Here is a 19,199-nt window from a genome sequence, read left to right as displayed (position 1 = left end):
ACCGTACGTCGGAACGTGTCGCACCCGGCGTGCGGCGGCGCACCGGGCCGGGCCGTTGAGCCGTCTATGGAAGCTGCATCCCCGACGTTCCGGCCGACCTTCCAGCAGGCTTTCGGCCACGGCCTCTATCTGGGCGCGCTCAGCGCGGTGGCGAGTGTCACGACGGGGGTGATCGCCACCGTGGTCTGGCCCGGGCCGGTCGGCCCGCCGGCCTGGTCCTGGGCGCTGCTGGTGCTGGCGCCGCTGGTGCTCGGCGTGGTACTCGGGATCACCCTGGGTCGACGCACCGGGGTGGAGGTCGGCAGCCGGGAGATCCGGACCTCGTCGCTGCTCGGCGAGGGCGAGGTGCCGTGGAACCGGGTGGTGGACCTGCGCGCTGAGCGGCGCGGCCGGCGCAACGTGGTCTCGGTGTATCTGGATTCCGGGGCGAGCGTGCAGCTGAACGCCCCGTACAGCGGGGGACTGTTCGCCGCCGACCCGCAGTTCGAGCTCAAGGTATTCGCTTTGTCGCATCTGTGGCGCAGCCACCGTTTCGGTGGTCTTCCGAGTTGATGACGCGCCGGAGGGTCTTTTCGGGTAAAACGGGCAATCCCCGCTAAGCTCCCGTGCGACCATGCAAACGTACGCAACAGCAACAGAACGGATACTCCTCATGAGCTTTGTTCGTCGACTGGCCGTGGGAATCCCCGCTGCCGGCGTCACCGCCTTCGCTGCGCTCGCCATCTCGTCGCCCGTCCTCGCCGCGTCCTTCGACGCCGCCCACCCGGCCGTGCACGCCAGCGCCGACCGCGGCAACGCGGGCTACGGGGCCGCATCGCCGGCGACCACCACACCGGCCGCCACCGCGCCGGCCGCCACCACACCGGCCGCCGGCGGTCCGACCGCGACCGTCGTGGCGACCACGCCGCCGGCCGCGGTCAGCCCGGCCGCCGCCAGCCCGGACACCGTCGGGGGCACCCGCGGGCACGCCGGATACGGCGAGGTGAGCCCGACCGGTGGCGCCAAGACCGTGCCGGGCGGGGTGAGCCCGACCGAGGTGCCGTCGCCGATCACCACCAAGGGCAGCGGGGTCAGCTCCGGCTCGCTGCCGCTGACCGGCCGCCCGGTGGGCGCGACCGTCGCGGTCGGCGCGGTGCTGGTGGCCGGCGGCGCGGGCGCGCTGTGGTACACCCGCCGACGCAAGTCCGCCTGATTCCGTCTATGTCCGATTTGTGAGGGTCACCCGGTTTTGTCGGGTGGCCCTCACGTTTTTCGGCCGCGCGGCCTGGTGCCCGGGCCAGACTCGTGGCGCCGGGTCCGTGCCCGCCTCGCAGCGCCACACACCCGGGTCTTCCTCGCGGCGCCACCTCCGGCTCCCCTTTCCGCGGCGCGCCCGGGTTGGTTCTTCCAGGGCGCGCGCGGAGGGTGTTTTCGCGGCGCTTGGGTTCGTCCTTCCGGGGGCACGCGCGGGCGGTCTTTTCGCGGCGCGCCTAGGTTCGTCCTTCCGGCGGCACGCAGGGCTTGTCTTCGGCGGCACGCTCGGGACTTCCTTTTGGCATAGGGTCGGGGCATGCCGAAAGCCGCTGCCGAGGAACACGAGATCGCCGGCCACCCGGTCCGCCTGAGCAGCCCCGACAAGATCGTTTTCGCCGAACGCGGCTTCACCAAACGCGACGTCTTCGAGTATTACCGTTCGGTCGGCGACGGCATCCTGCGCGCCCTCCGCGACCGACCGACCACCCTGCAACGCTTCCCCGACGGCCTGGAGGGCGAAGCGTTCTTCCAGAAGCGCATCCCCACCCGCGGCGTTCCCGAGTGGATCCGGACCGCCACCATCACCTTCCCGAGCGGCCGTACGGCGGACGAGCTCTGCCCCGCCGACCTGGCCCACGTCGCCTGGGCCGCGCAGATGGGCACCGTCGTCTTCCACCCGTGGCCGGTCCGCGGCGGCACCCCCGACCACCCCGACGAACTCCGGATCGACCTGGACCCGCAGCCCGGCCTCGGTTTCAGCGACGTGACCGCGGCCGCCGAGGTGGTCCACGAAGTCCTCGACGACCTCGGCTGGGTCGGCTTCCCCAAAACCTCCGGCGGCCGCGGCGTGCACGTGTACATCCGGATCGCCCCCCGCTGGGATTTCGTCCAGGTCCGCCGGGCCGCCATCGCCCTGGCCCGCGAGGTCGAACGCCGCCGCCCGCAGGCGATCACCACCGCCTGGTGGAAGGAGGAACGCGGCCAGCGTGTCTTCCTCGACTTCAACCAGATGGCCCGCGACCGGACAATCGCCTGCGCCTACTCCCTGCGAGCCAACCGGCGGGCCACCGTGTCCACCCCGGTGACCTGGGCCGAACTGCCCACCATCACCCCGGACGACTTCGACCTGCGCACCGTCCCCCACCGCTTCGCCACCCTGGGCGACCCACACGCCACCATCGACGACGTCCACCACGACCTCACCCCGCTCCTGGAGTGGGTCGACCGCGACGAGAAAAACGGCCTGGGCGACATGCCCTACCCCCCAGACCACCCCAAAATGCCGGGCGAACCCCCGCGAGTCCAGCCCTCCAAAAAGAACCCCGCCAACTGGCAGTCCTAACCCCCAGCTACTCTCCACGGCCGCTCTCCACGGCCGCTCTCCACGGCCGCTCTCCACGGCCGCCCGGCAGGGGCCGGCCCCACCCTCGAACCCCAGCCCTCGCACTCTTCGCCGCCGTCCCGCCCACATCCAGCGACGCTTCCACCATCGCGTGCGGCGGTGTCTTGCCGGTCGTCGCGCGTGCGTGGGTGTCCTGCCGGTTGTCACGTGCGTGTGCGGCAGTGTCTCGCCGGTCGTCGTGCGTGTGCGGCAGTGTCTCGCCAGTGGTCGTGCGTGTGCGGCAGTGTCTCGCCAGTCGTCGCGCGTGTGCGGCAGTGTCTCGCCAGTCGTCGCGCGCGTACGCGGAGCCTTCATGGTGGCCGAGCACATGCGCATATTCGATGGAAAATCTCCTCAAGGCAACCCTCAAAAATTGACGCAAACATCTTCAGGGAGCCGCCCGCAAAATATCTATTCCAGATGAAATGTCTACCATTATTAAGCTCGACCACCGCCCAGTGACCACAACGAACTCGGCGCCAACTCACCTGAGCGAGTGTCACCTGGACCACCATCACACGCCAGCCCACCAAAACAATAAAAATCCCAGCGCGCCCACACCCGACCGCAAGCCGCGCATCACCAGCTGTGTTGGGGTTGGGTGCGACCTTCCGCTTGATCACCGCTGCTGGGAGCGGCTCCGGTCGAGGCGTTGGTGTGGGAACTGAATTTGTTGGTCGCGGTGGGCTGTCAGCCGCCGCTGCTGCTGGGAGCGGCTGCGGTCGAGGCGTTGGTGTGGGAACTGAATTTGTTGGTCGCGGTGGGCTGTCAGCCGCTGCTGCTGCTGGGAGCGGCTGCGGTCGAGGCGTTGGTGTGGGAACTGAATTTGTTGGTCGCGGTGGGCTGTCAGCCGCTGCTGCTGCTGGGAGCGGCTCCGGTCGAGGCGTTGGTGTGGGAACTGAATTTGTTGGTCGCGGTGGGCTGTCAGCCGCTGCTGCTGCTGGGAGCGGCTGCGGTCGAGGCGTTGGTGTGGGAACTGAATTTGTTGGTCGCGGTGGGCTGTCAGCCGCTGCTGCTGCTGGGAGCGGCTCCGGTCGAGGCGTTGGTGTCGGAACCGAATTCGCTGGTCCCGGCCTCGCATCAGCCGCCGCTGGAGGGAGCGGTTCACCGCAAGGCGCAGGCCTCGAAACCGGACCGGCTGGCCGAAGCCGGGCACCAACCCCCTGCCGCCGTTGATCGTCCTGAGCGGTGACGGCCGCCCACGCCTCCGCCGCACTCCACCCGTTGCGGACCAGCTTCCGTGTGTGCCTTTGTCGCAATCCCCACGCGCGATGCCGCTCATGTTGCCGCCGGAATTCCTCTTTCTCCGGCGAATAATTCCGCGCCGCAGTGCGGTCCCGCATCCGCGCGACCTCAGCCCGGCTGAACAACGACAACTGCCCCACTCCCCAATTATCCCGCCCCCGAGAAGAGAAGTGTAAGGCCCGTCAAGTGCCAAAAAAAAGATTCTCGCGCCCGCACCGAGGAAACGAGTGCCGGGTGCTGGGTGGCCGACGAATATGCGGCCCCGCCGTCGCCGCGGAATGGTGGTCTGGTGCGACCAGTGGTGGCCTTCGGCGTCGGTTCAGTCGACGCGAGTTTCAGAGTATGAGTTTCATGCCGACATGCGAGGCGGTGAAGCCGAGCCGTTCGTAGAAGCGGTGCGCGGCCACCCGCTTGTTGTCCGACGTGAGCTGAACCATTGCGCAGCCGCGTTCCTCGGCCCGGGCGATCGCCCAGCGCATCATGGCCGCGCCGTGGCCGCCGCCGCGCAGGTCGGCACGGATCCGGACCGCCTCGATCTGCATCCGCCAGGCACCGCCCCGGCTCAGCCCCGGCAGGTAGGTGAGCTGGCAGGTGCCGGCCACCACCCCATCCTGGACCCCGACGATCAACTCGTTGTGCGGATCCGCGGCGATCGCCTCAAACGCCGCCCAGAGGGCCGCCCCGATCTCCGCCGGAACCTCGCCGAACCCACGACCGCGACTGATCTCATCGTCCGCGAGCAGAGCGAGTACGGCAGGAACATCTTCACGACCAGCAACCCGAAACTCCATGATCACCAGTCTCCCAGCCGCCTATCCAGCGTTCCTAGGCTGGACCACCCTAGGATCCGGCAACCCCGGGACCAAACTGCCCTACCTGCCACAACTGCGTCGAACGCGCGCTACGTCAGGCGGCTGGACCCCGAGCTTCCGCTGCTTGGGGCGTGCTGCCTGACGACCGTGAAATTCGCTGCGTGGGGGCGTGCTCCGAAGGCGGCGGGTGTGGCACCGAATGTGTGGACCTTCGGGTGTACGCGGCGCCGCCGCGCGATGGCTCGCCTGCTTCGGGTGAGCCCTGTCTTGAGGCTGAGATGTCCTAGGACGGGCCCACCCTAGGACGGCCCCACCCTAGGACGGCCCCACCCTAGGACTGGGCGATCCTAGGACGGGACCACCCTAGGACTGGGCTGCCCTAGGAGTGGGCTGCTCTAGGAGTGGTGGAACGAGCCGACGGTCAGCACCCCGTGAAGGTGGGTGTGGGCTGCCCTAGGACTGGGCTGCCCTAGGACTGAAGGCTCCTAGGACTGAGCTGTCATAGGCTGCGCCAACCTGGGTCTCGCCGCCCACCGGGTGGATGGGGCTCGCACGGTTGACCGTCGCCCCTACGTCGGCCGTCGTCTGCCCGCAGGCGCGGCTCAGCCCGACGGGCCCGCGAGTGGGGCTGCCGCTGGTCGAGACTACGGCCCTTCAGCCCGGCATTAGCGAGAACGGGAACTCGTCGTCGAGCGATGTCAGCGAAGAGCGGTAGTCCGGTCGCATCGGCAGTAAGCGGACCGGAAGCATCGACGACCGGCGGAAACCGGCCGTCGGCGGCGATCGGCGGACAGCAAGCGTCAGCAGCCGGCGGATACCGGCCGTCGGCGGCGATCGGCGGACAGCAAGCGTCAGCAGCCGGCGTATACCGGCCGTCGGCGGCGATCGGCGGACAGCGGACAGCGAGCGTCGGCAGCCGGCGGATACCGGCCATCGGGGGCGGTCAGCCGACAGCGGACAGCGGACAGCGGACGTCGGCAGCCGGCGGATACCGGCCGTCGGGGGCGGTCAGCCGACAGCGGACACCAAGTATCGGCGGCCGGCGGAATCCGACGGTCAGGAGGCGTCCACTACCGGCAGGATCCGGCCGTCGGGCGGCGGCCAGCGCACAGAAAGCGTCCGCGAACAGCGAAACCCCGTCAGCAGATCCTCGGGAGCCTTCAGCGGACGGCGAAGCCGGCCGCCAAGGGTCGCCGGTCAGCGGATCGCTGCGACCGCCCCCCAGGCAGCGCCGACGTGCCCCCAGGTCACTTGGCCGGGCAGCGCAACCCCTCCTTGGGCACGGTCAGGTTCAGCAGGTAGCCGTCGACCGCGCTGGTGATGCAGGGCGTCGACGGATACGCGGTGTGGCCCTCGCCCTCCCAGGTGAGCACGTGCCCGGTGCCCAGCATGGCGGCCAGGTGGGCGGTGTTCTCGTACGGCGTGGCCGGGTCGCCGGTGGTGCCGACGACGACGATGGGCGGGGCGCCCTTGGCGGCCCCGGTCGGGTACGGGTCGCGTTTGCCGGGCCAGTAGGTGCAGGGGAGCATGCCGATGGCGATCGGGGCGCCGAACATCGGGTATTTCTTGCGCCACTCGGACTGGTATTTGCGGACCTGGTCGACGGTGGGTGCGCCCTCGGTGTCGGAGCAGTTGACGGCCAGGTTAGCGTCGAACAGGTTGGAGTACGAGCCATCGGCCTTGCGCTCGGCGTACTGGTCGGCCAGGTCCAGGATGCCCTTGGCGTCGCCGCGGCCGAGGTCGCGGATGGCGTCGGCGAGGCTGGTCCAGCCGGTTTCGGTGTAGAGCGAGGAAATCACCCCGACGAAGATCCACCCGGCGGTGGCGCTGCGGCCGTCGCGGTATTTGACCGGGGACTTCTCCGCATTCGCCATGGCGGCGGTGACCGCGCCGCGCGGGTCGGCGGAGATCGGGCATTTCGCCGGGGTCGCCTGGCACCACTTGGTGAAGTTGCCGAAGGCCCGCTCGAATCCCTTGGCCTGGGTTTCCGAGCTGGTCACGTAATCCTCGGTGGCGTCGACCGCGCCGTCGAGGACCAGGGCCCGGACGTTCTGTGGGAACAGCTGGGCGTAGGTCGCGCCGAGCAGCGTGCCGTAGGAGAAGCCCAGGTAGGTGAGTTTCGGGTCGCCGACCGCGGCGCGCAGCGCGTCCATGTCGTGGGCGGCCTGCTCGGTGGAGAAGTTCGCCAGCTGGTCGCCGTATTTCTGGCCGCAGCCATCGGCGATCTTCTTGTTCAGCGCCGTGACCTGGTCGAACTCGGCCTGGCTGACCGGGTCGGGGTCGGAGCCGAAGCTGGCGTCCTGCTCGGCGTCCGGGATGCATTTGAGCGGGCTGGACCGGCTCACCCCGCGCGGGTCGAAGCCGACGATGTCGAACCTGTCGGTGATCTCCGTGGGCAGGCCGTTGAAACCGGGCCCGAACGACAGGTAGACGGCGAGGTCGACGCCGGAGCCACCGGGACCGCCCGGGTTGACCAGCAGCGAGCCGATCCGGTCTTTCTGCGACTTGGCGCGGATCCGGATCATGGCCAGGTCGTACGTCTGACCGGAGTCCGGTTTCGCCCAGTCGCGGGGGACCGCGACGGTGGCGCAGTCGTAGTTGACCCCGGCGGCGCCCCGGCCGACGAGTTTCGTCGGCACGTCGGGACACGGTTTCCACTGCGCGGTGCCGCCGGCCGCGGCGGCCGATGCGCCGCCGCCCGGCGTGGCCGGGTCGGTGGAACCCTCCGGCGCGAACGCCGGCAGTGTGCAACCACCGGCGGTCATGACCAGCACGGCGAGGAGTGCGAGGACCGAACGTGAGCGACGAGGCACGGCGCCACCCTAGCCGGTCCGTCTGACAGTCCCGCTCAGCGGCTGGTGAGAACCTCGGCGAGATCGAACCGGACGGGGCGCTCCAACTGCTCGTACGTGCAGGTGCGGGGCTCCCGGTCGGGCCGCCAGCGCTCGAACTGCGCGGTGTGCCGGAACCGGACGCCCTCCATGTAGTCGTAGCGGACCTCGACGACCCGTTCCGGGCGCAGCGGGACGAACGACAGGTCCTTGCCGGCGTTCCACCGGCTCACCTCGTTCTTGCGCGGGGTGCGTTCGCCCTGCTGGTGGGCGGCCCAGTCCCAGGGGTGCCCGTCGAAGCCGGTGACCAGCGGCTGCATCTGGTCGAACAGCTCCTCGCGGACCTTCATCGGGAACGAGCCGATGACCCCGACCGAGGCCAGCACGCCGCGCTCGTCGTAGAGGCCGAGCAGCAGCGAGCCGATCCGGTTCTCCGCCGACTTGTGCACCCGGTACCCGGCGACCACGCAGTCCGCGGTCCGCTTGTGCTTGATCTTGAACATGACCCGCTTGTCGGGCTGGTAGGTGAGCTCCCGTCCCTTGGCGATCAGCCCGTCCAGCCCGGCGCCCTCGAACTCCTCGAACCACCGGCGCGCGGTGTCGGTGTCATCGGTGGCCGGCGTGACGTACACCGGCGCCTCGGCCTGGCCCAACGCCTGCCGCAAGCGTTCCCGCCGCTGCTCGAAGGGCAGCTCGGTGAGGTCCTCGTCGCCGAGCGCCAGCAGGTCGAAGGCGACGAAGCTGGCCGGGGTCTGCTCCGAGAGCAGCTTGACCCGGCTGGCGGCGGGGTGGATCCGCTGCTGCAGTGCCTCGAAGTCGAGGGTGTTGCGACCGGTGTCGGCGACGATCACCTCGCCGTCGATCACCGCCCGCTCCGGGAAGTTGGCCAGGACCGCCTCGACGACCTCGGGGAAGTACCGGGTCATCGGTTTCTCGTTGCGGCTGCCGATCTCCACCTCGTCGCCGTCCCGGAAGATGATCGACCGGAAGCCGTCCCACTTGGGCTCGTAGATCAGGCCGGGCGGGATCTCCGGAACGGGCTTGGCGAGCATCGGCTTGACCGGATGCTGGATCGGCAGCTGCATCCGCTCAGTCTGCCCGGAATTCTCGTCGGGGGAAGCCTTTACCCTGCCACGGGGAGAGACTCCACTATCGATCGCATGGACTGGACACGACAGACTCGATTCTCCGACCCGGGCCGGCACCGCGAGCGGCTCGCCGCGCTGCCCGCCGACGCCGACGCGATCGGGGCCGTGGTGCGCAACCTGACCGTGCACTACCGCGCCTCCGGCATCGACTTCCCGCCGGAGCGGCTCACCGACATCGACACCCGGTGGGTGAGCCGGATGCTCGACCTGGACGAGGAGCGGTTCGGTGGCGCGCCGCTGGACGCCGACCGGCCGCTGCAGCAGCGGCTGACCGGCTGCTGCCGGGACAGCGCGCTGCTGACCGTGGCGGCGCTGCGGGCGCACCGGATCCCGGCGCGGAGCCGGATCGGGTTCGCCGGATATCTCGAACCGGATTACCACGTCGACCACGTCGTCACCGAATACCACGACGGCGAGCGGTGGATCGCCATGGATCCCGGCCTCGGCATTCCCGAGGTCGAGCTCGGCCCGGCCGGTCTGCACACCGCCGCCCAGGCCTGGCGGGCGATGCGGCGCGGCGAGATCGACCCCGGGACGTACGGGGTGGGTTTCGGTGTCCCGATCGGCGGGCCGTGGATGATCCTGCACTATCTGATGCTCGAACTGGCCCACCGGCAGGGCGACGAGCTGCTGCTCTGGGACCTGTTCGGCGAGGCGATCCCGTTTGCCGACCGGGAGTGGGCGCTGCTGCCCGCGGCGTTGCCCGCCGATCTCACCCACCTGGACGAGATCGCCGCGCTGCTGCTGGACGCCGATGCGGGAGACGACCGAGCGGAGAAGGAACTGACTGCGCGGTACGTCGATGACCCCCGGCTGCATCCGGGCGGAACCGTCTTCTGCGTCTCGCCCCGCGGCGCCCGTTACCCGGTCACCCTGACCTCAGTGCACCAGTAGCCCGACGAGTCGCTCCAGCTCGGCGGCCGGTTCCACGGTGAGGCCCATGTGGACCGGCCCGGCCCGCAGGATGGTGCTGCGCGGGGCGACCAGCCAGCGGAACCGCTCGCCGAGCCGCATCCCGGCCGAGGCGCCGCCGCCCCGGCAGGTGGCCTCCCAGGAGTCCAGGGCGGCGCGGACGGCGGGCACGTCGGCGGACGGGTCGAGGGCCAGCAGCCGGGACTCGGTCAGGTGGGTGCGGGCCGAGAGGAAGTCGTGGCGCTGGCAGTAGAGCAGCACCCCGACGTTGATCAGCTCACCGCGCTCGACCCGCGGCACGGCCTGGATCACCGCGTACTCGTAGGGGATCCTCATGGCAGCCAGGCCTCCGGACGCTCGGCGCGGCGCGCGAGGTGGTCGAGGTAGGCTTCGCGGTCGCCGTCGTCCAGCCAGTCCTGCGGGACCAGGGCGACCACCTCGGCCAGCAGGTCGCGGGTGAGCCGGGCGGCCAGCGCCGGGCCCTCGGTGGCCAGCGCGGTGGCGTACGGCTTGAGCACGTGGTCCTCCCACCGGTAGGGGCGGTGCACCACCGCCTCGGCCCGCGCCCAGTCGTGGTGGAAGTACAGGGTGGCGCCGTGGTCGATCAGCCACAGGCCGCCGTGCCAGATCAGCAGGTTCGGGTTGCGCCAGCTGCGGTCGACGTTCTCCACGTACGCGTCGAAGGCCAGCACCCGGCTGGCCAGCCCGGCCTCGACCGGGTGCGCGTTCGGGTCGTAGCCGAGCGCGCCGGGCAGGAAGTCCATCCCCAGGTTGCCGCCGGCGCTCGCCTTGATCAGCTCCTGGACCTCCTCGTCCGGCTCGGCCCGGGCGACCACCGGGTCCAGCTCGACGCGGGCCAGCTCCGGCACCGGCAGGCCGAGGCGGCGCGCCAGCTCACCGGCGATCACCTCGGCCACCAGCGCTTTCGGTCCCTGCCCGGCGCCGCGGAACTTCACCACGTACGTCCCGAGGTCGTCGGCCTCGACGACGCCGGGCAGCGAACCGCCCTCTCTCAGGGGCGTCACATACCTGATCGCGGTGACCTCACGTAGCACCGGGTCAGCTTAGTGGGCCCTGTTTCCGCAACTCGTCGACCTTGGTCATGGCGTCGCGCAGGCCGGCCAGCCACTCCTCGGTGTGCTCGCCGACCAGCCGGACGCACCAGGCCAGCGCGTCCGAGCGGGAGCGGGCCACGCCGGCGTCGACGAGCGTGTCCAGGACCTGGCGCTCGGGTTGGCGCAGCCGGGTCATCACCGGCGCGGACAGGTGCGTCCAGAGCTCGTCGGCGCTGCCGCAGCGGACGCCCCAGGCGACCTTGCGCTGGTAGCGGTGCTCGACCTGGCGGGCGACCCGGATTCGGTCGTCGCGGGTGTTCTCCCGGAACTGGGTGATCCGTCCGGCGAGGGCGGCGGCGCGGTCGGCGTCGGTGGCCTCGGCCGGCAGGTCCGGCTCGGGCAGCCGGCCCCAGATGATGATCTCGTCGCGGTCGGTGACGACCTCGGGCGGCTCGGTGAACCAGCCGTCCGGGACGGCGCCGGTGATCCAGGCGGCGGCGTCGTCGGCGGCGGGCGGGTCGGTAGGCCGGAAACGCATCTCGTCCTCCTCGGCAATCTGTGGTGATTACATGCTTACATCGCAATCACGTAAGTCGCCAGTCCGGGGAGTTGAGCAGTCGCTCAAAACGGTCTACGCTGCGATTTGAGCGGTCGCTCAAACGGGGGGCGGCCGCTCTCAACGGGAAGGGAAGATCATGGAAGACTCACGCTTCACCAGGGCGAACCTCCTGTTCGTCGGCCTGATCGCGGTGTTGGGGGTGGGGGCCTTCTTCACCGCCGTGCAATCCGGGCGGCAGGACAGCGCGTTGCTCTTCGTGGCTTTTCCGACCGTGCTGGCTGTGCTGGTGGCGCTGTATCCGACCGGCACCACCCACGGCACGGTCTTCCGCTTCACCACGGTCGCCCTGCTGGTCTGCGCCGTGCAGCTGCATGAGGGGGCGATCTGCGTGGTGCTCGCCGCACCGCTGGTCTACCTGGTCGCGCACGGCGTCACCGGGCTGGTCCGGATGTCGAAACGGCGCGGCAACCACCTGTATGCGCTGCTGCCGCTGCCCCTCCTGCTGGTCGGCAGTGCGGAGGGGACCAGCGGCGACCTCCGGATCCACCCGGACCAGTCGGTCGAGGTCACCCGCGTGGTCGCCCTCGCACCCGACCAGGTCCGCGCCGTCCTGGAGGCCGGCCCGCAGCCGACAGCCACCCGCTCGCTGCCGCTGCGCCTGCTCGACGTCCCGGTGCCCGAGCACGTGCACGGCGACGGCCTGGCCCCCGGCGACCGCTGGACCTTCGTCTACCACGGCAGCTCGCACGGCCCCGGCGGCGACATCGTCACCCGGGTCACCGATGCCGGGCCGGCCCGGGTCACCTGGAGCGTCATCGAGGACACCTCGATCACCGGCCGCTGGGTCGGGATGCGCGACGCCACCCTGACCTGGCACACCGTCCCGGCCGGCACCTCGATCACGCTGCGCGTCGACTACCGCCGCGGCCTCGACCCGAGCTGGTATTTCGGCCCGCTGCAGGACGGCCTGATGCACGCCGGCGCCGAGCACCTCCTCGACATGCTGTCGCTGCGATGACCCTCGTCCGGTACGCGTCGCTGCTGCTGCCCGCCGCGGCCCTGCTCGCGGCCGGGCGGTATCCGAAGGCGAGCCGCCAAGACCGCGCCGGTGCATTCCTCGCGTTCCTGACCACCGCCCTCGGGATCGCCGTCCTGCACGAGGTGGCCACGGCGTCCGGCTGGTGGCGGTTCGCCCCGGCCGACGGCGCCTACCGCGGGATGCCGGTCGACCTGTGGCTGGGCTGGGCCACCCTGTGGGGTCCGGTCCCCACGCTGCTGCATCGACACGTACGGCCGCAATATGCTCTTGCCGTTCTGCTCTGGCTCGACCTGATCACGATGCCGCGCCTGGAACCGCTGCTGCACCTCGGCCCGCACTGGCTGCTCGGCGAGGCGCTCGGGCTGATCCTGATCGCCCTGCCGGCGCAGCTGCTCGGGCGCTGGACGGCCACCGGCCGGCACCTGCAGCCGCGCGTCATCCTGCAGATGATCCTGTTCACCGGGCTGATCCTCTGGCTGCTGCCGACCGTCGTCTTCACCCTCGGCGACGGGGGCTGGAATCACCTGGTCGCCCTGCCCCGCTCCACGCTGACCGTTCTGGCCCAGGTGGCGGCGCTGCTCGGGGTGCCCGCGGTCGCCGCCGTGCGGGAGTTCGCGGTGCGCGGCGGCGGCACCCCGTTCCCCTGGGATCCGCCGGTGCGGCTGGTCACCACCGGGCCGTACGCGTACGTCGCCAACCCGATGCAGCTGAGCATGGTCGCCGAGCTGGCCCTGCTGGCCGGGGCCACGCACAGCCTGGCGCTGGGCGCCGCCACGCTCGGCGCGGTCGCCTTCTCGACCGCGGTCGCGGCGCCCCACGAGCACGGTGACCTCGGCGAACGGCACGGGGAGGGGTGGCGGGCGTACCGACGTGAGGTCGTCGACTGGCGGCCACGCGGACGCCCGTACAGCGCCATCGCCTCTGCTTCGATCTTCATCGACGACGACTGCGGCCCGTGCGCGGCGACCCGGGACTTCCTGCTCCGGCGCGCGCCCGTACGGTTGGCTGTCGTGCCCGCCGCCACCCACCCGACGACGCTGTGGCGAGCGCGGTACGCCGCGGACGACGGCTACTCCGCCGAGGGTGTGGCGGCGGTCGCCGCCGCGTTCGATCATCTCGGCATCGGCTGGGCGTACGCCGGATGGTTCCTGCGCCTGCCGGCGGTGACCGCGCTCGCCCAGCTGATCACCGACGCCCAGATCGCCCCACCCCACCCCGCCGGAGGACAACGGTGAGCGACACCAAACAACGGCTGCTCGACGGCGCCCTGGCCGCGGTCCGCGACCACGGCGTGACCGGGACCTCGGCCCGCACCATCGCCGCCGCGGCCGGCGTCAACCAGGCCCTGGTCTTCTACCACTACGGCTCGGTCGACGAACTGCTCGGCGCGGCCTGCCGGCAGGCCACCGAGGCGCGGGTGGCGCTCTACGCCGACCGGTTCGCCGCGGTCACCACGCTGCGCGAACTGCTGGAGGTCGGCCGCGACCTGCACACCACCGAACTGGCCCAGGGCAACGTGTCGGTGCTGGCGCAGACGCTGGCCGCGGCGCAGACCAACGAGCGGCTGGCCGAGCCGATCCGGGCCACCTTCCAGCTGTGGACCGACGAGATCGAGAAGGTGCTGCGCCGGGTGCTGGCCGGCTCGCCGATCGCCGAGGTCGCCGACGTGCCCGGGCTGGCCCAGGCGATCTCGTCGGCATTCGTCGGGCTGGAACTCTTCGAGGGCATCGACCCGGCCGGCGGGCACCGGGCCATGGAGGCGATCGACCAGCTCGCCGTGTTGGTCGAGGTGATGGACGAACTGGGTCCGCTGGCCACCCGGGTGCTGCGGTCCCGGATCAAAAAAGCCGGCAAAAAGTAGGACTCACAGGACGAAGGCGTCCGTCCAGAGCTGCCGCGAGCGACCGGACAGCGCCTCCATCAGCCCCACCGCCTGCCCGTCGGTCAGCCCGGCCACGAAGTCGACCACCGCGCGCCCGCGGGCCCGACCGATCCGCTGCGGGGTGTCCGCCGGCAGCTCCGACTCGGCCAGCTCGACCAGATCCCGCAGCCGCCGCGGCAGCCGGTCCGCCTCGTCCGGATCGGTCAGCCAGGCCAGCAACGCCTCCACCAGCGAGGACAGCAGCCGACCCTGCCCGCGCTGGTGCAGCGCCAGGTCGGGACGGGCCAGCACGAACCTGTTCTGCACGAACTTGAGCACCTGCACCTCGTGCCACTGCGCCACGGACAGCTGCACGTGCCCGCTGCGCACCGCGGCCTGCTCGGTCAACTCCACCGAGTCGACCAGCCGCCGGGTCCAGGTCGCCGAGAACGCCGCCACCCGCGCCTCGGCCTGCACCGACCCGTCGAACGGCTGGGCCAGCAGCCCGTCCACCAGCTCGGCCCGGACCAACTCCACCGCGCCGGCGAACGCGTCGTCGTCGGCGATCCAGCCCTCCTTGCGGTGCAGGCTGCGGCGCAGCGACTCGATCGCCCCGCCGGCCCGGCGCAGGTCCGTCTCGGCGCCCCACCGCTGCCACGCCATCAACTCGGTGGCGACCGCACCCTGCTGCAACACGCCGACCCGATGCACATCTTCCAGGTCATGGATGGCGTACGCGATGTCGTCGGCCGTGTCCATCACCGACGCCTCGACCGTCTGCTGCCAGTCCGCCACCCGCCCGGCGAACGGCGCCCGGGCCGCCCGCACATCGCCGACCTCGGTCGAATAGGCGCTGAACTTCGTCGAACCACCCGCCGGCTCCTCCGGGTGGGCGGCCGCCCCGCGCGGCGGCGGATCCATGAACCGGGGGTGCGGCTCCGGATAGTCGTGCCGGGTCCACGGATACTTCAGGATCGCCGCCCGGGTGGCGTTCGTCAGGTTCAACCCGATCGTGGCCTGCCCGCGGATCTCGGTGCTGGTCACGATCCGATACGACTGGGCATTGCCCTCGAAACCGTCCGGCAGGCCCAGCCGCTGCCGGGCCAGCCTGTCCAGCACCCGCTCACCCAGATGCCCGAACGGCGGGTGCCCCAGATCGTGGGCGAGCGCGGCGGCCTCCACCACATCCGGGTCACAGCCGCCCAGCTTCTCCGCCAGATCCGGCTCGGCGGCCCCGATCCGCTCGGCGATCGCCCGGGCCACCTGCGCGACCTTCAAACTGTGGGTGAGCCGGTTGTGCACCAGCAGCCCGGCCCCGCCGGGGCTGATCACCTGGGTGACCCCGGCGAGGCGGGCGAAGAACGGGGAGCTGACGATCCGGTCCCGGTCGACACGGAACGGGCTGAAAGCCAGATCGCCGGGGGCAACCGTGCTGTCGCCGAAAAGTCGCTGGGCGCGCGGATCGTCCATCCCGGGGAGATTACCGGGACTGCAGCGCGTCCAACGCGACGGCCATCGCGGCCACCAGGCGACGGTCCAGGTTCGGCTCGTGGATCGCGACCCGGTAGGTGTCCCGCAGGCCCCACTTGCGCTCCACCGAGAACGCCGGCCGGCCGTCGACCACGAAGTCGAAGTGGTACGGCAGCCAGGACAGCGAGTCCACGAAACGGCGCAGGATCGCCACGAACGCGTTCCGCTCCTGGCCGACGATCTCCGGCCAGCCCGGCTGCTCCAGCACCCAGGTCGAGCGCAGCAGTGACGCGCCGAACTTCTTGCGGAACAGGCCGATCACCACGCCGGCCGCGTCGAACACGTCGTAGGTGGCGCCCAGGTCGATCACCTGGCGGGCCTTGAAGCCCAGCACCGGCACCTGCTTGGTGTCATCGGTGTACAGGGTCACCTGCTCCTTGAACGCCAGCCGCTTCTGCTGCGCGAAGGCGAGGATGCCGGCTTCCTGCCCGTCCGGGGTCACCGCGTGGACCTCGTACTGGTTCACCATCAAACGAATGCGCTGGCGCACGATCAACTGCGACTGCGCCTGGAGGATATCGATCGTCACCGCGGCAGTGTGCCATACCCGTCATCCGCGGCATACCGGCCTTCAGGACGACCCTGCCAGGCAAATCAGCGCATGTCCGACCGCCGCTCCGGCATCTCTCCCGCGGCCGCCGCGCCGGCTCCCGTTCGCCCGCTGGCCGCGTTGGTCCCTCGTTGCTGAGGAGCACCTCAGCTACCCGGTGGGCATCGGCCGCCCGATCGGGTCAGACTGGGCGCATGGCGAAGCGTGTTCGTACCCGTACGGTGGTGGCTCTGGCGCTCGGCGCCGCGGCGGTCTGGGCCGCCCGCGACCTGCCCGCGCAGATCGGCGCGAGAGCGAGCGGCGCCCGCCGCATGCGGATGGAGTCCTCCCCGCAGTTCTCCGGCGGCAGATTCCGCAACACGGTCCCGGCCACCGAGGTCACGGCCGCGTCGATGCCGCGCCTGTTCGTCGCCGCGATGACCGACCGTGACGCCCGCCGCCCGCACCTGCCGGTCCCGGTGGTCACCCCGCCCACCGCCCCGGCCCCGGCCGACGGCCTGCACGTCACCTGGTACGGCCACTCGTCCGCCCTGGTCGAGATCGAGGGCCGCCGGGTCCTGCTCGACCCGGTCTGGAGCGACCGCTGCTCCCCGTCCCGCCTCACCGGCCCCCGCCGCCTGCACCAGCCCCCCGCCCCGTTGCGCGAGCTCCCCCCACTCGACGCGATCGTGATCTCCCACGACCACTACGACCACCTGGACATGACCAGCATCCAGCACCTGGTCGACCTGCAGGCCGCCCCGTTCCTGGTCCCCCTCGGCGTCGGCGCCCACCTGGAGCGCTGGGGCGTCCCCGAGTCCCGCATCGTCGAACTCGACTGGAACGAGTCCCACCGGATCGGCACCCTGGAGGTGATCGCCACCCCGGCCCGGCACTTCTCCGGCCGTGGCCTCAACCGCGACGAGACCCTCTGGGCCAGCTGGGTGCTGAAGGGCCCGACCCGCCGCGCCTTCTACTCCGGCGACACCGGCTATTTCCCCGGCTTCGCCGAGATCGGCGCCGAACACGGCCCGTTCGACGTCACCCTCGTGCAGGTCGGCGCCTACGGCGACGCCTGGCCCGACATCCACATGTTCCCGGAGGACGGCGTCGCCGTCCACGCCGACGTTCGCGGCGGCCTGATGATCCCGGTCCACTGGGCCACCTTCAATCTCGCTCTCCACGACTGGTCCGAACCCGCCGACCGCACCTGGGCCGAAGCCAAGGCCCGCGGCGTCAAACTGGCCATCCCCCGCCCCGGCGAACGCGTCGACGTCGACAACCCGCCCCCGGTCGACGGCTGGTGGCAGCAGATCGCCTGACCAGCGCGGCTCACCGCCCGCTGCCGGCTCGCTGTCGACGGTCGGTCGTTCGCGGCTGGCCGGCGGTCGGCACTCCGGTCGCGGTGTGCCCCGCCTGCGCGGTCCGCGCCGGGGCGCGGTGCGGGAAATTCACGATCAAGTTCCTGATGTCGTGCGCTGCGGCCGATAACCGATCGCCGCTCCCGCCGAGGGCGCCTCCGGGCTGAGCTGGCCGCTACGCGTCCAGAGCGCTCAGCCCTCCAGCGCTACATCCGCGGGTGCCCGGGGAAACCCTCCGATCCACCAAGCTGCCCCGGAGCCGATCTGGCCGGCAGCACGGCGCGACCGATACCGGCCTTCCCGGACGCTGCCATGACGGAGTGGATCCCGCCCAACCTTGCCGTTACGCCCGGGATGTTCAGGAATCCAAGGGCCGATGCCGGCGTCGGAGGTGTGCCGAGTGGCGGGTGGTGGTCAGGCGAAGGTCTCGGGGAGGGGGATGCCGAAGCGGGCGCAGAGGAGGGGGACGTCGTGGCGGTCGGCGGCTCGGGGTGGATAGCCGGTGTGCCAGGTGACGGCCCAGACGGGGGCTTCGCAGCGGACTGGGCGGCCGATGATCTCGCCGCGGCCGGAGAGGGCGGCGGCGGGGAAGGGTTCGCCGGTCAGGGCGGAGCCGTAGTGCAGCCGGCCGTCCGGGCGGGTCTCGTACAGGTGCAGGTCGATTTTGCGGCGGTCGCCGTCGTGGAGAACGAAGTTCCAGGGGCGGTCGCCGGGGGTGGGGAACAGACGGTCGACGCCCAGGGCGGCGAAGGCGCGGAACGCCCACTCCAGGTGGGTGGCCGGCAACCACAGGTCGATGTCGGAATGCTCGCGGGTCTGTTCGCCGAGCAGGGCGTCGACAGCCCACCCACCGCCGAGGCAGGCCTGCACCCGGTGCACGTCCAGCGCGTCGAACAGCGCGACGACGTCCGCGGCCGTGGAGACGTGTCGACCGGCCATCGTCCCTCCCACCACTCCTGTGTCCGCTTTGCGCATCGACGTTTTCGCGCAGGAAGGGTAACCGCCCGCCTTATCGTCCGGAACATCCCCCGTTCGGCCCACGCCTGCGGGCCCGGTTCCCGACGGACCGTCCGCCCCGAAGGATCGCGGGGAGCAGGCAGCGCGGTGGATCGCGGCGCACGGTGGTGTCGGCGCGGCCGGGGGTGGGCTGCGGGCGGGGAAGAACGGGAGGGCGCGGGTGGACAGCCCGGAACGGTGGCGGGCTCGTCGCAGCTGGGCGATCCGGATGTCGCGCGTTCAGCGGTGCGGCGGCGGGCGATCGGGTACGGATCGTCCCACGTCTCGCGCGGCCACGCGGCGGCGATCGCCGCCGGGACCTCGGTCCATCGCGGCCCGGTGGCGACGTGGTCCCGCAGGCCGGCCACAACGGTGCGGCGTGGCGGGGCGCGAGGCGAATGCGGGGGGCTGACCGCGTACGCGGCAATCGGGGTTGAGGGTTTTCAGAAGAGGCCGAGGGCGGCGGCGGTCAGGCCGGCGAGCAGGACGAGCGCGCCGGCGGCTAATCGGGCGGTGTGTGCCCAGGCGGTGCGGCGGTCCTGGCGCAGCGAGCGGCGGGTGGAGCGGGCGTCCTGCCAGGCGGCGTGGGTGCGGCCGGCGCGGTAGGCGAGGAACGGGACGGCTACGGCGGCCAGCAGGGCGCCGAGCAGGCGAGTGATCATGATGGGCTCCCGGAGTGGCGGTGGGTGAACCGCCAGTCTGGGGCG

The 19,199-nt window shown here is 71.2% G+C and carries 18 protein-coding genes and 1 pseudogene; 9 read left to right on the top strand and 10 right to left on the bottom strand.

Annotation, left to right across the window (positions count from 1 at the left end):
* Window positions 1-66: 66 nt before the first annotated feature.
* The 4 genes from ACSP50_RS34840 (at window position 67) to ACSP50_RS34825 (ending at window position 3,806) form a co-directional block, all read left to right on the top strand.
* Window positions 67-552, top strand: coding sequence for a hypothetical protein (locus ACSP50_RS34840; protein WP_014694021.1), 486 nt, complete (start codon window positions 67-69; stop codon window positions 550-552).
* 100 nt (window positions 553-652) lie between these two features.
* On the top strand, window positions 653-1,192 hold the full coding sequence (locus ACSP50_RS34835) for an LPXTG cell wall anchor domain-containing protein (protein WP_014694020.1): 540 nt from the start codon (window positions 653-655) through the stop codon (window positions 1,190-1,192).
* 357 nt (window positions 1,193-1,549) lie between these two features.
* Window positions 1,550-2,575 carry a non-homologous end-joining DNA ligase gene (ligD, locus tag ACSP50_RS34830; RefSeq protein WP_014694019.1) on the top strand — a complete coding sequence of 342 codons (1,026 nt, stop codon included), beginning with the start codon at window positions 1,550-1,552 and terminating at the stop codon, window positions 2,573-2,575.
* 691 nt (window positions 2,576-3,266) lie between these two features.
* On the top strand, window positions 3,267-3,806 hold the full coding sequence (locus tag ACSP50_RS34825; protein WP_155123717.1) for a hypothetical protein: 540 nt from the start codon (window positions 3,267-3,269) through the stop codon (window positions 3,804-3,806).
* 388 nt (window positions 3,807-4,194) lie between these two features.
* On the opposite strand, the gene ACSP50_RS34820 is transcribed toward ACSP50_RS34825, so the two are convergent.
* From ACSP50_RS34820 to ACSP50_RS34810, 3 genes are all read right to left on the bottom strand, one after another.
* A complete protein-coding gene (locus tag ACSP50_RS34820; RefSeq protein ID WP_014694017.1) occupies window positions 4,195-4,650 on the bottom strand; it encodes a GNAT family N-acetyltransferase in 456 nt (151 codons plus the stop codon).
* 1,268 nt (window positions 4,651-5,918) lie between these two features.
* A complete protein-coding gene (locus tag ACSP50_RS34815) occupies window positions 5,919-7,436 on the bottom strand; it encodes an alpha/beta hydrolase (protein WP_014694016.1) in 1,518 nt (505 codons plus the stop codon).
* Window positions 7,437-7,519: 83 nt separating this feature from the next.
* A complete protein-coding gene (locus ACSP50_RS34810; protein WP_014694015.1) occupies window positions 7,520-8,587 on the bottom strand; it encodes an ATP-dependent DNA ligase in 1,068 nt (355 codons plus the stop codon).
* Between the two features lie 75 nt (window positions 8,588-8,662).
* Here ACSP50_RS34810 and ACSP50_RS34805 point away from each other — a divergent pair, with 75 nt between their 5' ends.
* Entirely contained in the window at window positions 8,663-9,544 is an 882-nt protein-coding gene (locus tag ACSP50_RS34805; protein ID WP_014694014.1) for a transglutaminase-like domain-containing protein, read from the top strand.
* Here ACSP50_RS34805 and ACSP50_RS34800 read toward each other — a convergent pair.
* From ACSP50_RS34800 to ACSP50_RS34790, 3 genes are read right to left on the bottom strand one after another with little or no spacing between them, the layout of a single operon-like run.
* On the bottom strand, window positions 9,530-9,898 hold the full coding sequence (locus tag ACSP50_RS34800; RefSeq protein WP_014694013.1) for a DUF3037 domain-containing protein: 369 nt from the start codon (window positions 9,896-9,898) through the stop codon (window positions 9,530-9,532). The genes ACSP50_RS34805 and ACSP50_RS34800 overlap by 15 nt on opposite strands.
* Window positions 9,895-10,617 (bottom strand): HipA family kinase, encoded by a 723-nt coding sequence (locus ACSP50_RS34795; protein ID WP_014694012.1) that lies wholly within the window; start codon window positions 10,615-10,617, stop codon window positions 9,895-9,897. The genes ACSP50_RS34800 and ACSP50_RS34795 overlap by 4 nt, the downstream gene beginning before the upstream one ends.
* A 4-nt stretch (window positions 10,618-10,621) precedes the next feature.
* Complete coding sequence (locus ACSP50_RS34790) at window positions 10,622-11,155, bottom strand: hypothetical protein (RefSeq protein WP_014694011.1); 534 nt, start codon at window positions 11,153-11,155, stop codon at window positions 10,622-10,624.
* Between the two features lie 157 nt (window positions 11,156-11,312).
* Between ACSP50_RS34790 and ACSP50_RS34785 the strand changes: the two genes are divergently transcribed.
* The 3 genes and pseudogenes from ACSP50_RS34785 to ACSP50_RS34775 all read left to right on the top strand — a co-directional run bounded on the left by ACSP50_RS34785 (window position 11,313) and on the right by ACSP50_RS34775 (window position 14,076).
* Entirely contained in the window at window positions 11,313-12,194 is an 882-nt protein-coding gene (locus ACSP50_RS34785; RefSeq protein ID WP_014694010.1) for a hypothetical protein, read from the top strand.
* Window positions 12,191-13,510, top strand: a pseudogene (locus ACSP50_RS34780) (isoprenylcysteine carboxylmethyltransferase family protein). Before ACSP50_RS34785 ends, ACSP50_RS34780 begins: the two are co-directional and overlap by 4 nt.
* Window positions 13,468-14,076: a TetR/AcrR family transcriptional regulator gene (locus ACSP50_RS34775; protein WP_369793974.1), complete on the top strand. Its 609-nt coding sequence runs from the start codon at window positions 13,468-13,470 to the stop codon at window positions 14,074-14,076. The pseudogene ACSP50_RS34780 and the gene ACSP50_RS34775 overlap by 43 nt, the downstream one beginning before the upstream one ends.
* 3 nt (window positions 14,077-14,079) lie before the next feature.
* Here the strand turns inward: ACSP50_RS34775 and ACSP50_RS34770 are convergent, their stop codons facing one another.
* Together ACSP50_RS34770 and ACSP50_RS34765 are read right to left on the bottom strand one after the other, a co-directional pair.
* Window positions 14,080-15,546 (bottom strand): deoxyguanosinetriphosphate triphosphohydrolase family protein, encoded by a 1,467-nt coding sequence (locus ACSP50_RS34770; RefSeq protein ID WP_014694007.1) that lies wholly within the window; start codon window positions 15,544-15,546, stop codon window positions 14,080-14,082.
* Window positions 15,547-15,556: 10 nt separating this feature from the next.
* Window positions 15,557-16,075 (bottom strand): hypothetical protein, encoded by a 519-nt coding sequence (locus ACSP50_RS34765; RefSeq protein WP_369793973.1) that lies wholly within the window; start codon window positions 16,073-16,075, stop codon window positions 15,557-15,559.
* Between the two features lie 275 nt (window positions 16,076-16,350).
* On the opposite strand from ACSP50_RS34765, the gene ACSP50_RS34760 reads away from it, so the two are divergent.
* Complete coding sequence (locus ACSP50_RS34760; RefSeq protein ID WP_014694005.1) at window positions 16,351-17,457, top strand: MBL fold metallo-hydrolase; 1,107 nt, start codon at window positions 16,351-16,353, stop codon at window positions 17,455-17,457.
* A gap of 453 nt (window positions 17,458-17,910) precedes the next feature.
* Here ACSP50_RS34760 and ACSP50_RS34755 read toward each other — a convergent pair whose 3' ends face one another.
* Window positions 17,911-18,435: a nucleotidyltransferase domain-containing protein gene (locus ACSP50_RS34755; RefSeq protein ID WP_014694004.1), complete on the bottom strand. Its 525-nt coding sequence runs from the start codon at window positions 18,433-18,435 to the stop codon at window positions 17,911-17,913.
* A 500-nt stretch (window positions 18,436-18,935) separates the two neighbouring features.
* Window positions 18,936-19,154 carry a hypothetical protein gene (locus ACSP50_RS34750; protein ID WP_014694003.1) on the bottom strand — a complete coding sequence of 73 codons (219 nt, stop codon included), beginning with the start codon at window positions 19,152-19,154 and terminating at the stop codon, window positions 18,936-18,938.
* Window positions 19,155-19,199: the final 45 nt, after the last annotated feature.

This window comes from Actinoplanes sp. SE50/110 (assembly GCF_900119315.1).
Lineage (GTDB): Bacteria > Actinomycetota > Actinomycetes > Mycobacteriales > Micromonosporaceae > Actinoplanes.
Note: the sequence above shows the minus strand (reverse complement) of the source record. Positions and strands in the feature narration are given on the sequence as shown.

Bases quoted from the DNA above. Each gene is read 5' to 3' on its own strand.
- ligD (WP_014694019.1), top strand. From the start codon at position 1,550: ATGCCGAAAGCCGCTGCCGAGGAACACGAGATCGCCGGCCACCCGGTC.
- ACSP50_RS34815 (WP_014694016.1), bottom strand. From the start codon at position 7,436: ATGACCGCCGGTGGTTGCACACTGCCGGCGTTCGCGCCGGAGGGTTCC.
- ACSP50_RS34800 (WP_014694013.1), bottom strand. From the start codon at position 9,898: ATGAGGATCCCCTACGAGTACGCGGTGATCCAGGCCGTGCCGCGGGTC.
- ACSP50_RS34770 (WP_014694007.1), bottom strand. From the start codon at position 15,546: ATGGACGATCCGCGCGCCCAGCGACTTTTCGGCGACAGCACGGTTGCC.
- ACSP50_RS34840 (WP_014694021.1), top strand. From the start codon at position 67: ATGGAAGCTGCATCCCCGACGTTCCGGCCGACCTTCCAGCAGGCTTTC.
- ACSP50_RS34750 (WP_014694003.1), bottom strand. From the start codon at position 19,154: ATGATCACTCGCCTGCTCGGCGCCCTGCTGGCCGCCGTAGCCGTCCCG.
- ACSP50_RS34820 (WP_014694017.1), bottom strand. From the start codon at position 4,650: ATGGAGTTTCGGGTTGCTGGTCGTGAAGATGTTCCTGCCGTACTCGCT.
- ACSP50_RS34805 (WP_014694014.1), top strand. From the start codon at position 8,663: ATGGACTGGACACGACAGACTCGATTCTCCGACCCGGGCCGGCACCGC.
- ACSP50_RS34785 (WP_014694010.1), top strand. From the start codon at position 11,313: ATGGAAGACTCACGCTTCACCAGGGCGAACCTCCTGTTCGTCGGCCTG.
- ACSP50_RS34835 (WP_014694020.1), top strand. From the start codon at position 653: ATGAGCTTTGTTCGTCGACTGGCCGTGGGAATCCCCGCTGCCGGCGTC.
- ACSP50_RS34810 (WP_014694015.1), bottom strand. From the start codon at position 8,587: ATGCAGCTGCCGATCCAGCATCCGGTCAAGCCGATGCTCGCCAAGCCC.
- ACSP50_RS34790 (WP_014694011.1), bottom strand. From the start codon at position 11,155: ATGCGTTTCCGGCCTACCGACCCGCCCGCCGCCGACGACGCCGCCGCC.
- ACSP50_RS34765 (WP_369793973.1), bottom strand. From the start codon at position 16,075: ATGGTGAACCAGTACGAGGTCCACGCGGTGACCCCGGACGGGCAGGAA.
- ACSP50_RS34760 (WP_014694005.1), top strand. From the start codon at position 16,351: ATGGCGAAGCGTGTTCGTACCCGTACGGTGGTGGCTCTGGCGCTCGGC.
- ACSP50_RS34755 (WP_014694004.1), bottom strand. From the start codon at position 18,435: ATGGCCGGTCGACACGTCTCCACGGCCGCGGACGTCGTCGCGCTGTTC.